At 33.1% G+C, this 14,904-nt stretch carries 20 protein-coding genes; 19 read left to right on the top strand and 1 reads right to left on the bottom strand.

Annotated features, from left to right (window positions below):
- The first annotated feature begins 1 nt into the window (after window position 1).
- The 16 genes from rpsE to ctlX all read left to right on the top strand — a co-directional run bounded on the left by rpsE (window position 2) and on the right by ctlX (window position 12,084).
- Window positions 2-526 (top strand): 30S ribosomal protein S5, encoded by a 525-nt coding sequence (gene rpsE / locus JOD96_RS12980; protein WP_085950926.1) that lies wholly within the window; start codon window positions 2-4, stop codon window positions 524-526.
- Between the two features lie 12 nt (window positions 527-538).
- Entirely contained in the window at window positions 539-721 is a 183-nt protein-coding gene (gene rpmD, locus JOD96_RS12975) for a 50S ribosomal protein L30 (RefSeq protein ID WP_017495010.1), read from the top strand.
- A gap of 11 nt (window positions 722-732) precedes the next feature.
- Window positions 733-1,185, top strand: coding sequence for a 50S ribosomal protein L15 (rplO, locus tag JOD96_RS12970; RefSeq protein WP_007803667.1), 453 nt, complete (start codon window positions 733-735; stop codon window positions 1,183-1,185).
- Window positions 1,186-1,197: 12 nt separating this feature from the next.
- Complete coding sequence (gene secY, locus JOD96_RS12965; RefSeq protein WP_209564685.1) at window positions 1,198-2,544, top strand: preprotein translocase subunit SecY; 1,347 nt, start codon at window positions 1,198-1,200, stop codon at window positions 2,542-2,544.
- Window positions 2,545-2,551: 7 nt separating this feature from the next.
- Window positions 2,552-2,767, top strand: a complete 216-nt coding sequence (gene infA, locus JOD96_RS12960) for a translation initiation factor IF-1 (RefSeq protein WP_007136545.1) — start codon at window positions 2,552-2,554, stop codon at window positions 2,765-2,767.
- A 12-nt stretch (window positions 2,768-2,779) separates the two neighbouring features.
- Entirely contained in the window at window positions 2,780-2,896 is a 117-nt protein-coding gene (ykgO, locus tag JOD96_RS12955; RefSeq protein WP_002987490.1) for a type B 50S ribosomal protein L36, read from the top strand.
- Between the two features lie 2 nt (window positions 2,897-2,898).
- Window positions 2,899-3,273 carry a 30S ribosomal protein S13 gene (gene rpsM, locus JOD96_RS12950; RefSeq protein ID WP_007803675.1) on the top strand — a complete coding sequence of 125 codons (375 nt, stop codon included), beginning with the start codon at window positions 2,899-2,901 and terminating at the stop codon, window positions 3,271-3,273.
- 8 nt (window positions 3,274-3,281) lie between these two features.
- Complete coding sequence (gene rpsK / locus JOD96_RS12945) at window positions 3,282-3,665, top strand: 30S ribosomal protein S11 (protein ID WP_007803677.1); 384 nt, start codon at window positions 3,282-3,284, stop codon at window positions 3,663-3,665.
- A 90-nt stretch (window positions 3,666-3,755) separates the two neighbouring features.
- On the top strand, window positions 3,756-4,361 hold the full coding sequence (rpsD, locus tag JOD96_RS12940) for a 30S ribosomal protein S4 (RefSeq protein ID WP_035619621.1): 606 nt from the start codon (window positions 3,756-3,758) through the stop codon (window positions 4,359-4,361).
- Window positions 4,362-4,382: 21 nt separating this feature from the next.
- Window positions 4,383-5,375, top strand: coding sequence for a DNA-directed RNA polymerase subunit alpha (locus JOD96_RS12935; RefSeq protein WP_026109818.1), 993 nt, complete (start codon window positions 4,383-4,385; stop codon window positions 5,373-5,375).
- 36 nt (window positions 5,376-5,411) lie between these two features.
- Window positions 5,412-5,903 carry a 50S ribosomal protein L17 gene (gene rplQ / locus JOD96_RS12930; RefSeq protein WP_209564684.1) on the top strand — a complete coding sequence of 164 codons (492 nt, stop codon included), beginning with the start codon at window positions 5,412-5,414 and terminating at the stop codon, window positions 5,901-5,903.
- A 240-nt stretch (window positions 5,904-6,143) separates the two neighbouring features.
- Window positions 6,144-7,262, top strand: coding sequence for a glutamine-hydrolyzing carbamoyl-phosphate synthase small subunit (carA, locus tag JOD96_RS12925; protein ID WP_209564683.1), 1,119 nt, complete (start codon window positions 6,144-6,146; stop codon window positions 7,260-7,262).
- A 101-nt stretch (window positions 7,263-7,363) separates the two neighbouring features.
- On the top strand, window positions 7,364-8,656 hold the full coding sequence (eno, locus tag JOD96_RS12920) for a phosphopyruvate hydratase (protein WP_209564682.1): 1,293 nt from the start codon (window positions 7,364-7,366) through the stop codon (window positions 8,654-8,656).
- Between the two features lie 154 nt (window positions 8,657-8,810).
- Window positions 8,811-10,088 (top strand): citrate synthase, encoded by a 1,278-nt coding sequence (locus JOD96_RS12915; protein WP_209564681.1) that lies wholly within the window; start codon window positions 8,811-8,813, stop codon window positions 10,086-10,088.
- 64 nt (window positions 10,089-10,152) lie between these two features.
- Complete coding sequence (locus JOD96_RS12910; protein WP_209564680.1) at window positions 10,153-11,067, top strand: dimethylarginine dimethylaminohydrolase family protein; 915 nt, start codon at window positions 10,153-10,155, stop codon at window positions 11,065-11,067.
- Between the two features lie 81 nt (window positions 11,068-11,148).
- Window positions 11,149-12,084: a citrulline utilization hydrolase CtlX gene (gene ctlX / locus JOD96_RS12905; protein WP_209564679.1), complete on the top strand. Its 936-nt coding sequence runs from the start codon at window positions 11,149-11,151 to the stop codon at window positions 12,082-12,084.
- A gap of 76 nt (window positions 12,085-12,160) precedes the next feature.
- Here ctlX and JOD96_RS12900 read toward each other — a convergent pair whose 3' ends face one another.
- Complete coding sequence (locus tag JOD96_RS12900; protein WP_209564678.1) at window positions 12,161-12,790, bottom strand: MarC family NAAT transporter; 630 nt, start codon at window positions 12,788-12,790, stop codon at window positions 12,161-12,163.
- Window positions 12,791-12,941: 151 nt separating this feature from the next.
- On the opposite strand from JOD96_RS12900, the gene JOD96_RS12895 reads away from it, so the two are divergent.
- The 3 genes from JOD96_RS12895 (at window position 12,942) to JOD96_RS12885 (ending at window position 14,898) form a co-directional block, all read left to right on the top strand.
- Window positions 12,942-13,307, top strand: a complete 366-nt coding sequence (locus JOD96_RS12895) for a CoA-binding protein (protein WP_209564793.1) — start codon at window positions 12,942-12,944, stop codon at window positions 13,305-13,307.
- A gap of 104 nt (window positions 13,308-13,411) precedes the next feature.
- Entirely contained in the window at window positions 13,412-14,032 is a 621-nt protein-coding gene (recR, locus tag JOD96_RS12890; protein WP_209564677.1) for a recombination mediator RecR, read from the top strand.
- Between the two features lie 71 nt (window positions 14,033-14,103).
- Window positions 14,104-14,898: a polysaccharide biosynthesis/export family protein gene (locus tag JOD96_RS12885; RefSeq protein ID WP_209564676.1), complete on the top strand. Its 795-nt coding sequence runs from the start codon at window positions 14,104-14,106 to the stop codon at window positions 14,896-14,898.
- Window positions 14,899-14,904 lie beyond the last annotated feature (6 nt).

Genomic DNA, 14,904 nt, shown 5'->3' with positions numbered 1-14,904 from the left:
TATTATGTCTAAATACAAAAATGTAGAATTGGTAAAACCAAGTGGTCTTGAACTTAAAGATCGTCTGGTAAGTGTTAATCGTGTTACTAAAGTTACAAAAGGAGGTAGAGCTTTCGGTTTTTCTGCTATTGTAGTTGTAGGTGATGAAAACGGAGTAGTTGGTCATGGATTAGGAAAATCTAAAGACGTTTCTGAAGCAATTGCGAAAGCAGTAGAAGATGCTAAGAAAAATTTAGTAAAGATTCCTTTGAACGGACAATCTGTTCCTCACGAACAAAAAGGTAAATTTGGTGGTGCACGTGTATTCTTAATTCCTGCTTCTCATGGTACAGGAGTTATTGCTGGTGGAGCTGTTCGTTCAGTTCTTGAATCAGTAGGTATTCACGATGTATTATCTAAATCTCAAGGATCATCAAATCCTCATAACGTAGTGAAAGCAACTTTTGATGCTTTATTACAAATGAGAAGCGCTCATACTGTTGCAAAACAAAGAGGTGTTTCTTTAGAAAAAGTTTTTAAAGGTTAATTCAAGGAAATTATGGCTAAATTATTAGTAAAACAAGTAAGAAGCAAAATCAACTGCCCTCTTTCTCAAAAGAGAGGTTTAGAAGCTTTGGGTCTACGTAAAATGGGACAAGTTGTAGAGCATGATTCAAACCCTGCTATCCTTGGGATGATAAACAAAGTTAAACACTTAGTTTCTGTAGAAGAAGCTAAATAACAAATACTGTTATGAATTTAAGTAACTTACAACCAGCTGAAGGGTCAACACACAATCAAAATAAAAGATTAGGTAGAGGAGAAGGTTCTGGAAAAGGTGGTACTTCTGCAAGAGGTCACAAAGGAGCAAAATCTCGTTCTGGTTATTCTAAAAAGATTGGTTTTGAGGGAGGGCAAATGCCACTTCAAAGACGTGTGCCTAAGTTTGGTTTCACAAACATCAATCGTAAAGAATACGAAGGTGTTAATTTAGATACGCTTCAATTATTAGTAGACAATGGTGTGATTACTGATTCTGTTTCAATGACAGATTACGTAGCTAACCGTCTTGCTACCAAAAATGAAATCGTTAAGATTTTAGGTAGAGGAGAATTGAAAGCAAAATTAAAAGTAACTGCTCACAAATTTACTGCTACTGCAAAAGCTGCTATTGAAGCTGCTGGTGGAGAGGCTGTAACAATATAATTTTTCTATTGTATGAAGAAATTTATTGAATCAATTAGCAATGTTTGGAAAATCGAAGAACTAAAGAACAGAATCCTTATTACTTTAGGGCTTCTTTTAGTATATCGTTTTGGAGCACACGTTACGCTTCCTGGAATTGACGCAACTCAATTAACAGGATTGGCAGGACAAACTAAAAATGGTTTAGGATCTATCCTAGACATGTTCACCGGAGGTGCTTTTTCTAAAGCTTCAGTTTTTGCTTTAGGGATTATGCCTTATATTTCTGCTTCTATTGTTGTTCAGTTGATGGGAATTGCTATTCCTTATTTGCAAAAACTTCAAAATGATGGAGAAAGTGGTAGAAAAAAGATTAATCAAATTACACGTTGGTTAACTATTGCTATTACATTGGTTCAAGGTCCAACTTATATCTATAATTTATACAGAACGTTGCCTGGAAGTGCATTCTTATTAGGGTTTAACTCTCCTGAGTTTTTATTTTCGTCTGTTATCATTTTAGTTACTGGTACAATTTTTGCTATGTGGCTTGGTGAAAAAATTACTGATAAAGGAATTGGAAATGGAATTTCATTATTGATTATGGTTGGTATTTTGGCTCGTTTACCACAAGCTTTTATGCAAGAATTCAAATCTGTAGTAACAAATAATACTGGAGGTTTAATGTTAATGGCCATTGAAATTATTGTGTGGTTATTGGTAATTATTTCTTGTGTATTGCTTACAATGGCAGTACGTAGAATTCCGGTTCAATATGCTCGTCGTACAACAACTGGTGATTACGAGCAAGATTTAGCAGGTGGTAATAGACAATGGATTCCTCTTAAGCTTAATGCTTCTGGAGTTATGCCAATCATTTTTGCACAAGCAATTATGTTTATTCCTGCTGCTGTAGCAGGATTGTCTAAGTCAGACACATCACAATCTATCGTTGGTGCATTTAGTAATATTTTTGGATTTTGGTATAATTTTGTTTTTGCAACTTTAATTATTGTATTTACATTTTTCTATACTGCTATCACAGTACCTACTAATAAAATGGCTGATGATTTAAAAAGAAGTGGTGGTTTTATTCCTGGTGTTCGTCCAGGAGCTGAAACTTCAGATTTTCTTGATAAAGTGATGTCTTTAATAACTTTCCCAGGATCTTTATTCCTTGCTTTGATTGCTGTGTTCCCAGCTATTGTTGTAAGTATTATGGATGTACAACAATCTTGGGCAATGTTTTTTGGAGGTACCTCATTAATAATTATGGTTGGAGTTGCAATAGATACTATTCAACAAATCAATTCATACTTGTTAAACAAACATTATGATGGTTTAATGAAGACTGGTAAAAATAGAAAAGCGGTAGCTTAATATATTTATGGCAAAACAATCAGCAATAGAACAAGACGGATCAATCATCGAAGCGTTATCCAATGCGATGTTCCGTGTAGAGTTAGAAAATGGACATATTGTAATTGCTCATATTTCTGGTAAAATGCGTATGCATTACATCAAATTATTACCTGGTGATAAAGTGAAACTAGAAATGAGTCCTTATGATTTGTCAAAAGCAAGAATTACTTATCGATATTAAAGGATATTCACTATGAAAGTTAGAGCATCAGTAAAAAAGAGAAGTGCCGAGTGCATTATCGTGCGTAGAAAAGGGAGATTGTACGTAATAAACAAAAAGAATCCTAGATTTAAACAAAGACAAGGATAATTATGGCAAGAATAGCAGGGGTAGATATCCCAAAAAATAAGAGAGGTGTTATAGCACTAACCTATATCTTCGGATTAGGGAGAAGTAGAGCTATTGAGATTTTAGAGAAAGCTCAAGTTAGCCAAGATAAAAAAGTTCAAGATTGGAATGATGATGAGATCGGAGCGATTCGTGATGCTGTTTCATTTTACAAAATTGAAGGAGAATTACGTTCTGAAGTTTCTTTGAACATCAAACGTTTAATGGATATTGGTTGTTACAGAGGTATCCGTCACAGATCTGGTCTTCCTTTAAGAGGACAAAGAACTAAAAACAACTCTAGAACAAGAAAAGGTAAAAGAAAAACTGTTGCTAACAAGAAAAAAGCAACTAAATAATAAGTAATATGGCTAAAGCAACTGCAAAAAAACGTAAAGTTATCGTTGAATCAACGGGTGAAGCTCATATTTCTGCGACTTTCAACAATATTATCATTTCTTTGACTAATAAGAAAGGTGAAGTTATTTCTTGGTCTTCAGCTGGTAAAATGGGTTTCAGAGGTTCTAAAAAGAATACTCCGTACGCAGCTCAAATGGCAGCAGAAGATTGTAGTAAAGTAGCTCTTGAAGCAGGACTTAAAAAAGTAAAAGTTTATGTAAAAGGACCTGGAAACGGACGTGAGTCTGCTATTCGTTCTATACATAATGGTGGAATTGAAGTTACTGAGATTATCGATGTTACTCCAATGCCTCACAATGGATGTCGTCCTCCAAAAAGACGTAGAGTTTAATACTCAAATTTTTATAGTATAACCTAGATAGAATATAGATTATCGAAGGATAAGACCTGAATTCATAATCTCTATCTTAAACAATTTAAAATGGCAAGATATACTGGTCCTAGCACAAGAATCGCTCGTAAATTTGGCGAAGCAATCTTCGGAGATGATAAGTCTTTCGAAAAAAGAAATTACCCACCTGGACAACACGGGATGGCTAAAAAAAGAGGAAAAAAATCTGAGTACGCTGTTCAGTTAATGGAAAAGCAAAAAGCTAAATATTCTTACGGAATTTTAGAAAAACAATTCAGAAATTTATTCGAAAAAGCATCAGCTACTAAAGGAGTTACTGGTGAGGTTTTATTACAATTATGCGAAGCAAGATTAGATAACGTAGTTTTTAGAATGGGTATTGCTCCTTCTAGAAGAGGTGCACGTCAAATCGTATCTCACAGACACGTTACTGTAAATGGAGAAGTTGTAAATATTCCTTCTTACCACCTTAAGCCTGGTGATAAAGTTGCAGTTCGTGAAAAATCTAAATCTTTAGAAGCTATCGAACGTTCTTTATCAAATTCAAGTCATGTTTATGAATGGATTACTTGGAACAATGATCTTAAAGAAGGAACTTTTGTTTCTGTACCTGCGAGACTTCAAATTCCAGAAAACATTAAAGAACAATTAATCGTAGAGTTGTACAACAAATAATAATTGACTTAGTCGAAATTTATGGCAATATTTAATTTTCAAAAGCCCGATAAAGTTATCATGATCGATTCAACCGATTTTGAAGGTAAATTCGAATTTAGACCTTTAGAACCTGGTTATGGATTGACTGTTGGTAATGCACTTAGAAGAGTTTTGCTTTCAGCATTAGAAGGTTATGCAATTACATCTGTTCGTATCGAAGGTGTAGATCATGAGTTTTCTACTATTTCAGGTGTTGTTGAAGATGTTACCGAAATTATCCTTAATCTAAAGCAAGTACGTTTTAAACGTCAAATTGAAGATATCGATAATGAGGCAGTTACTATTTCTGTTTCTGGTAAAGATCAATTAACAGCAGGTGATTTTCAAAAATTTATCTCAGGTTTTCAAGTTCTGAACCCAGATCTTGTAATCTGTAATTTAGATTCTAAAATCAAATTGAACTTCGACTTAACAATCGAAAAAGGTAGAGGATACGTTCCTGCTGAGGAGAACAAAAAACAGAATGCTGCAATTGGTACTATTTTTACAGATTCTATTTTTACTCCGGTAAAAAATGTAAAATATGCAATTGAAAACTTCCGTGTTGAGCAAAAAACAGATTACGAAAAATTAGTTTTTGAAATTAAAACTGATGGTTCTATTAATCCAAAAGACGCTCTTACTGAGGCAGCTAAAGTTTTAATTCACCACTTCATGTTATTTTCTGACGAAAGAATTACACTCGAGGCTGACGAAATTGCACAAACAGAATCGTATGATGAAGAGTCATTGCATATGAGACAATTGCTTAAAACTAAGCTTGTTGATATGGATTTATCTGTGAGAGCATTAAATTGCTTGAAAGCGGCTGAAGTTGATACACTTGGTGATTTAGTATCGTTCAATAAAAATGACCTAATGAAATTCCGTAATTTTGGTAAAAAATCTTTAACTGAACTTGATGAACTTGTTGCAGTTAAAAATTTAACTTTCGGAATGGATTTAGCTAAATACAAATTAGATAAAGAATAATTCAATCCCGCTTGCGGGATTAAATTTAAAATAGCAATGAGACACGGAAAAAAATTCAATCACTTAAGCAGACAGACTGGACATAGAAAAGCTATGCTAGCTAATATGGCTTGTTCTCTTATTGAGCACAAACGTATTAATACTACTGTTGCTAAAGCTAAAGCGCTTAAACAATTTGTTGAGCCTTTAATTACAAAATCAAAAGAAGATACGACTCACAACCGTCGTATTGTTTTTGCTTACTTGCGTAGTAAATATGCTGTAACTGACTTGTTCAGAGACGTAGCTGCTAAAGTTGGTGACCGTCCAGGTGGATACACTCGTATCATTAAAGTTGGAAATCGTTTAGGAGATAATGCTGATATGGCAATGATCGAACTTGTAGATTTCAATGAACTTTACAATGGAGGTAAAAAAGAAGTTAAAAAAGCAAAAAGCCGTCGTGGTGGTAAAGCAAAAAAAGCTGAGGAGACTACTCTGGAAGCTCCTGTTGCTGAATCAGAATCGACTACTGAAGCTTCTGAATAATTATGAAAATAATGATTCTATAAAAATCAAGGATAAGCTAATTTTTAGTTTATCCTTTTTTTTTGATTTTTTTTAAGAGACTAAAATTTAACTTATTTCGGCTTCACGGTTTTATTTTTGTGAATGAAATTTTTAAAAAATCTTGGCAGCACTCTTTTAAAGAAGTAAATTTGCAAAATATCTAATTACAAATGAGACTTTAAGTTTCGTATACAATTAAAAAACAATACAAATTAAGGAATGAAATACACAACACGACAAAGCGCCATTTTATTACTAAGTGATGGAACTATCTTTCATGGAAAATCTATCGGGATTAGCGGTAAAACTTTTGGTGAAGTTTGTTTTAATACTGGGATGACTGGATATCAAGAGATTTTTACAGATCCTTCTTATTTTGGACAAATTATGGTTACCACTAATCCACATATTGGTAATTATGGTATTAATGATTTAGAAGTTGAATCAGAAAGCGTAAAAATTGCTGGTTTAGTTTGTAAAAATTTTAGTTTTAATTATTCAAGAGAAGGTGCTTCGGGGAGTTTAGAAGATTATTTTACTAAACAAAACTTAATATGCATTTCTGATGTTGATACGCGAGCTCTTGTAAGTTATATTCGTGATAATGGCGCTATGAATGCTGTTATCTGTACAGACGGAACTTCTGTTGAAGATTTGAAAAAAGAATTGGCTAATGTTCCAAACATGGAAGGACTGGAATTAGCTTCTAAAGTGTCAACTAAAGAGCCATATTTTGTTGGTGATGAAAATGCAAAGTATAAAATCTCTGCTTTGGACTTAGGTATAAAAAAGAATATTCTAAGAAATCTTGCTAAAAGAGATTGCTATATTAAAGTTTTTCCATATGATTCGTCATACGAAGATTTAACCGCATTTAATCCTGATGGTTATTTTTTGTCAAATGGTCCAGGAGATCCTGACCCGCTTTATGGTGCTATTGAAGTAGCAAAAAAGATTATTGCTGATGATAAACCTTTGTTTGGGATTTGTTTAGGACATCAGGTAATTGCGCTTGCAAATGGTGTTAAGACCTATAAAATGTTTGGCGGGCACAGAGGAATAAATCACCCTGTAAAAAATCTTCTTACAGGAAAAGGAGAAATCACTTCTCAGAATCATGGATTTGCTGTAAAAAGAGAAGCTCTTGATGGGCATCCTGAATTAGAGCTTACACATATACATTTGAATGATGATACTGTGGCAGGTATGCGTATGAAAAACAAGAATTGTTTCTCAGTACAATATCACCCTGAAGCCAGCCCTGGGCCACATGATTCTTCTTATCTGTTTGATCAGTTTGTTGAGAACATAAAAGGAGCTATCGCTAAAACGATATAGTTAATAAATAAAGGTGTTTAATAGATATAATGAGTAATTACTATTAAATAATTTTATAATTTCGAAAAAAAAATATAGTTTATTAATAAAAAACAAAAATAATGAGTATTATAATTAAAGTTCACGCAAGACAAATTCTTGATTCCAGAGGGAATCCTACTATTGAAGTTGATGTAGTAACAGAAAATGGAGTTTTAGGTAGAGCAGCTGTACCATCTGGAGCTTCAACTGGAGAGCACGAAGCTGTTGAATTACGTGATGGAGGTAAGGCCTACTTAGGTAAAGGAGTTTTAAATGCAGTGAATAATGTAAATACCGTTATTGCTGAAGAATTAGTTGGTACTTCTGTATTTGAACAAAACACTATTGATCAGTTAATGATTGATTTAGATGGAACTCCAAACAAATCTAAATTAGGGGCTAATGCTATTTTAGGAGTTTCTTTAGCTGCTGCAAAAGCTGCTGCAAATGAACTAGGTTTACCGTTATACAGATATGTAGGTGGAGTTTCTGCTAACACATTACCAGTACCGATGATGAACATCATCAACGGAGGGTCTCACTCTGATGCACCAATTGCATTTCAGGAATTTATGATTTTCCCTGTAAAAGCAACTTCTTTTACACATTCTATGCAAATGGGAACTGAGATTTTTCACAGCCTAAAAAAAGTTTTGCATGACAGAGGTTTAAGTACTGCTGTAGGTGACGAAGGTGGTTTTGCACCAAATTTGGCTGGAGGAACTGAAGATGCTCTTGATACTATAAAATTAGCAGTTGAAAAAGCGGGCTATTCTTTCGGTGATGAAATTATGATTGCTCTTGACTGTGCGGCATCTGAATTTTATGTAAATGGTAAATACGATTATACTAAATTTGAAGGTGAAACTGGAAAAATCAGAACTTCTGAGGAGCAAGCAGATTATTTAGCTGAACTTGCTGCTAAATATCCAATTATTTCTATCGAAGATGGTATGTATGAGAATGATTGGGACGGATGGAAATATCTAACTGATAAAATTGGACATAAAGTTCAATTGGTAGGTGATGATTTATTTGTAACTAATGTTGAGCGTTTATCTACAGGAATTCAAAAAGGTATTGCAAACTCAATTTTAGTAAAAGTAAACCAAATCGGAACTCTGACAGAAACTATTGCTGCAGTAAACATGGCTAAAAATGCTGGTTATACTTCTGTAATGTCTCACCGTTCCGGAGAAACAGAAGATAATACAATTGCAGATCTAGCTGTAGCTTTAAACTGTGGTCAGATTAAAACAGGTTCTGCTTCACGTTCAGATCGTATGGCAAAATATAATCAATTGTTAAGAATTGAAGAAGAGCTAGGAAGTAATGCTTATTTTCCTGGTTTGAATGCTTTCAAAATCAAATAATTGTAAGAGTTATATATTGAAAAAAAACCATTCGTTTTTGCGAATGGTTTTTTTTGGAGTTTTAACAAATTCATAGCAGGATTCTTTTTTTAATTAGTCTTAAATTCCTTAGATTTGATAAATTATTATTTTAAAGATTTATTTCCGATATATTATGTCAAAAATAGCTACATTAGAAGTAGATGGTAAAAAAATTGAACTTCCGGTAATCACAGGAAGCGAAAATGAATCAGCTATCGATATTAACAAATTACGTGATTTAACAGGTATTATCACAATTGATCCCGGATATAAAAATTCTGGTTCTTGTAAAAGTGAGATTACTTTCTTAGACGGAGAATTAGGAATTTTGCGTTACAGAGGGTATGCAATTGAGGATTTAGCTGAAAAAGCTAGCTTTCTTGAAGTTTCTTATCTTTTGATTTTTGGAGAATTACCAACTGCTCAAGAATTGGAACAGTTTGAAAATGGTATAAAAAAACATACTTTGGTAAACGAAGAAATGAAAAATATCATTGATGGTTTTCCAAAAACAGCGCACCCGATGGGTGTTTTATCTGCTTTGACAAGTGCATTAACAGCATTTAATCCAAAAGCAGTGAATGTAGACAATGAAAAAGAAATGTATGAAGCCATTTGTAAAACGATGGGTAAATTTCTTGTAATTGCTACCTGGACTTACAGAAAATCTATGGGTTATCCATTGAATTATTACGATAACACAACAGGTTACGTTGATAATTTCATGCAATTAATGTTTAAATTGCCTACAGGACCATATTCTGCAAATCCTGTTATTGTTGATGCGTTAGATAAATTGTTCATTCTTCATGCTGATCACGAGCAAAACTGTTCAACTTCTACAGTAAGAATGGTTGGTTCGTCTCATGCTGGGTTATTTGCTTCTATTTCTGCCGGAGTTTCAGCTCTTTGGGGGCCTCTTCACGGAGGTGCAAATCAGGCTGTACTTGAAATGTTAGAAGAAATTAATAAAGATGGAGGAGATACTGATAAATTTTTAGCAAAAGCAAAAGATAAAAATGACCCTTTCCGTTTGATGGGATTTGGGCATAGAGTTTATAAAAACTTTGATCCAAGAGCTAAAATCATCAAAAAAGCAGCTAACGAAGTTTTGGAAACTTTAGGTGTTGATGATCCGATTTTAGAAATTGCTAAGAAATTAGAAGCAGCAGCTTTAGAAGATGAGTACTTTAAATCAAGAAACTTATATCCAAACGTAGATTTTTACTCTGGAATTATCTATAGAGCATTAGGTATCCCAACAGATATGTTTACAGTAATGTTTGCTATTGGTAGATTACCGGGATGGATTGCACAATGGAAAGAAATGCGGGAGAATAAAGAACCTATCGGACGCCCTAGACAGATTTATACTGGACATCCTTTGAGAGACTTTAAGTCAAACAAATAAAAAAAACTAAAGCTTCACTTAACTGTGAAGCTTTTTTTATCTTTGCCCAAAATATAATATAGTTATGTTGCAATTAAATGTAAAGAACGAAACGTCAAGATTACGTGCAGTAGTTTTGGGTTCTGCTGTTCATAATGGGCCAACTCCTTCAATTGAAGAGGCTTATGATCCTAAATCATTGGAACATATTAAAGCAGGTACTTATCCTGTAGAGAAAGATATGGTTGCTGAAATGGATGCTTTTAATGCCGTCTTTCAGAAATACGATGTAACTGTTTATCGCCCGGCAATGATTGAAAATTACAATCAGATCTTCGCTAGAGATATTGGTTTTGTTATCGATAATACTTTTATAAAATCTAATATTTTACCTGATAGAGAAAGAGAATTAGATGCTATTCAATACATAATTGATCAAATAGATCCTCAAAAAGTTGTTCGGCCTCCGGAAGAAGTTCATATTGAGGGAGGTGATGTAATGTTGTGGAATGACCATATCTTTATTGGTACTTATAAAGGTAGTGATTACAAAGATTACATTACAGCAAGAACAAATATGCATGGAGTGAATTATATCAAAGAATTATTTCCAAATAAAATAGTAAAAGAATTTGACTTAGTTAAGTCAAAATTAGAGGCAAGAGATAACGCACTGCATCTTGATTGTTGTTTTCAGCCAGTTGGAAAAAATAAGGGAATCATTTATAAAAGGGGTTTTCGTGAGGAAGCTGATTATTTGTATTTGGTAAATCTTTTTGGAAAGGAAAATTTATTTCACATTGAAAGAAATGAAATGTATAATATGTTTTCTAATGTATTTTCAATTGATGAAAATATTGTGGTTTCTGAAAAAAACTTTACGAGATTAAATAATTGGCTGCGGGCAAACGGTTTTATAGTTGAAGAAATTCCGTATGCTGAAATAGCTAAACAAGAAGGGTTGTTGAGATGTTCAACTTTACCATTAATTAGAGATTAAATAAAATTCCAAGCTTCATATTTAAGTTTCACGTTGATTACAAACTTGAACTTTGAACATGAAACAAAAAATATAAAGAAAATGAGACAAACAACAAATGCAATTGTAATGATTCGCCCGGTTGCTTTTAGAATGAATGAGCAAACAGCGGTAAATAATTATTATCAAAAAGTATTAGACGGACTTTTGCCTAGTACAGTAAATGCAAAAGCGCAACAAGAATTTGATGCTTTTGTTGAAAAATTGAGAGCAGTTGGTGTAGATGTAACCGTTATTGAAGACACCTTAGAAACAGATACACCAGATAGTATTTTTCCAAACAATTGGGTTTCTTTTCATGAAAATGGTGATGTAGCCTTATATCCAATGTTTGCAGAAAACCGTCGTCAAGAACGCCGTGAAGATATTTTGGATACACTTGAAGAAAAAGGGTTTGAAATTGCCAATATAATGGATTATACTTCTGCCGAAGAAGATGGTATTTTTCTTGAGGGTACTGGAAGTTTGCTTTTAGACCGTGCAAATGGAAAAGCTTATTGTGCTTTGTCTCCTCGCGCAGATGAGGAATTGTTTATTGAATTTTGTGAAGATTTTGATTATGCCCCGGTAATTTTTGAGGCCTTTCAGACAGTTGATGGTGAGCGTAAATTAATTTATCATACCAATGTAATGATGTGTCTTGGAGAAACTTTTGCTGTTATTTGTGCAGATTGTATAGACGATAAGAAAGAAAGAAAAATGGTTTTGGATAATCTTAAAGGCGACAATAAAGAAATTATTTTGATTACCGAAGCTCAGGTCAATAATTTTGCAGGGAATATGTTAGAAGTACGAGGAGCAAATGATAAAAAATATATCGTAATGAGTGCGTCGGCACATCAAAGTTTAACTCCAAAGCAAATTACTCAATTAGAAAGTCATGCTGAAATCTTAAGTTCAAGTTTGGATACTATAGAAGCTTGTGGCGGAGGAAGTGCAAGATGCATGATGGCTGAAGTATTTTTACCAAGAAGTTAAATAAAAAGGAACTAATAAGAAAAGGGATAAAGCTTTTAAGTTTTATCCCTTTTTTTAGTGTTTAATTTTGAAAATATTACATCAAATTACCTTTGATGATATTGATAATTGAACTTACTATATATTGAATTCCGATAGAAATAACTATAAAACCAACGATTCTGGAAATAGCAACAATTCCGGAAGCCCCTAATATTCTTGCCAGGTAATGTGCGCTTTTTAAAATAAGAAAAATGGCAACTGCAATCGCTAAAATGGCTAAACATGAAAATATAATTTCCTCCATCTGATGATGTTCCTGATAGAATGCAATTAACAATGAAATTGAACCAGGGCCGGCCAGCATCGGAATTGCTAAGGGAGTTAAGGCAATGTCATTTCGTTGCTGAACTTCATTTTCAATTTTTTTATTAATACCCCTCTTTTTATTGAATTTTCCAGAGAGTAAGGAAAAACCTGAATTGACAATTACAATTCCTCCTGCAATGCGAAGCGCATCAATGCTAATTCCAAAAAAAGTCAGCACATACTGACCGATAAAATACGAAACAATTAAAATGATAAAAACGTTTACTGCAGTCCATATTGAAATTCTGGAACGTTCTTTTTTAGAATCATCTTGTGTTAATCCTACAAAAATAGGAACTGTTCCAATTGGATTCAATACAGAAAAAAGAGCAGCAAATAAATAAATGAATAAATCCATATTGTTTGAGTTAGTGAAGTAAAAATAGTCATTTTTTAATGCTAGATCATAAATTTATTTTATGTTATTGTTTTTTATTACACTAATTCTCTATAAATAACATAAAGTAAGCTCATTCTTTTTGATTACTTTTGTATCATATTTTAAAATGATGAAAAACAAGAAAACCTTAGTTCTGGGTGCTACCACAAAACCAGACCGCTACGCTTTTAGAGCAATAAATTCTTTAGTTCAAAAGGGACATACTGTTTTGGCTATCGGTCAAAATACAGGAGAAGTTGCAGGTGTAAAAATTCATACTAAAGCTATACCTGTTACAAATATTGATACTGTTACTCTTTATTTGAACCCAACCCGTCAAAGAGATTATTATAATTATATAGTAGAAGCACAGCCAAAAAGAGTAATTTTTAATCCGGGAACTGAAAATCCGGAATTATATCAATTACTTGAGTTAAATAATATTAAAGCAGAAGTTGCTTGTACATTGGTATTATTAGCTACCAATCAGTATTAATTTTTAGAAAATTTCTGAGTCATCGCCTTTTTTGTATTGAACGTAAATTTTTTACTATAAGCAGAATTGGGCTAAAGTACAATGAAAATGCTATTTTTGTCATTATGGAATTTTCATCAAAATTAATTGAAAAAGCAGTAAACGAAATGTCTCAATTGCCAGGAATTGGTAAACGTACGGCATTGAGATTGGTTTTGCATTTATTAAAGCAACCTAAAGAACAGACAGGTTTTTTATCTCAGGCATTGTTAAACATGCGTGAAGATATTAAGTTTTGTGAAAATTGCCATAATATTTCTGATACAAAAATTTGTGAAATTTGTGCTAATTCTTCAAGAAACCATCAGTTGATCTGTGTGGTTGAGGATATTCGTGATGTTATGGCTATCGAAAATACAGGTCAATATAAAGGGATATACCATGTTTTAGGTGGTAAAATTTCTCCGATTGAGGGTGTTGGCCCCAGTCAATTGAATATTGCAAGCCTTGTCAAAAAAGTAAAAGCAGGGAAAGTGGCAGAAGTTATTTTTGCACTAAGCTCAACAATGGAAGGTGACACAACAAATTTCTATATCTACAAACAAATCGCCGAATCTGATACCATACTTTCAACAATTGCAAGAGGCATTTCTGTTGGAGATGAATTAGAATATGCAGATGAAGTAACACTGGGCAGAAGTATTTTGCAACGTGTTCCGTTCGAAAAAACTTTCAAAAACAACTAAATAAGATCAAATAAACATTAGATTTCCTGAAGATTAAAGGAAAACCTATATTTGCCCATAAAATATTAATAATGACAAAGAACAGCTTTTATATAGTACTATTAATTAGTATGTTGTTTACTTCTTGTATCCCCGTAAAAGATTTAGTGTATTTACAAGATAAAAATTCTTCAGGAGAACAAAGTACAGTTGCAGCAGTAGAATCTAAACCTTACAGATTACAGGCAAATGATGTAATAAGTATAGATATCAAAGCGATTGATCCTAAGCTGGTGTCCATTTTTAATAAAGCAGAATCTGTTTCAAGTACAGCAGGAAAATCAGAGTCAGCTTTGTATTTTGATGGTTTTACAATTGATGATCATGGAAATATTAGAATGCCAATTTTAGGAGAAATAAATGTTATAGGATATACACTTGAAGAAGTAAGGGTTATAATTGAAAAAAAATTACTTGAAGAATATTTTAAAAGTGAAGCTAATATTTTTGTAACAGTAAAATTAGCCGGATTTAGATATACTATTAATGGCGAGGTCGGGAGTACGGGAACCAAAACATTATTTCAGACACATGTCAATATTATGGAGGCTATCGCAAATGCAGGTGATATTACGACAGTTGGAAATAGAAAGGAAGTGACTGTTATCCGCCAAACTCCAACAGGAGTATTAATGAATAATATAGATCTTACAGATGTAAATGTAATGAAATCACCATATTATTATCTCCAGCCAAACGATTACATTTATGTAAAGCCATTAAAACAAAAAACATGGGGAACAGGTCAGACGGGTATCCAGTCTGTAGGAACTATTATTACTTTACTGTCATTGGCTACAACAGTTTATTTAATTCTTAAAAATTAAAACCGG

The organism is Flavobacterium sp. 1355 (assembly GCF_017833415.1).
Lineage (GTDB): Bacteria > Bacteroidota > Bacteroidia > Flavobacteriales > Flavobacteriaceae > Flavobacterium.
The sequence above is the reverse complement of the archived record's forward strand: the minus strand, read 5'-3'. Positions and strand labels throughout refer to the sequence as shown.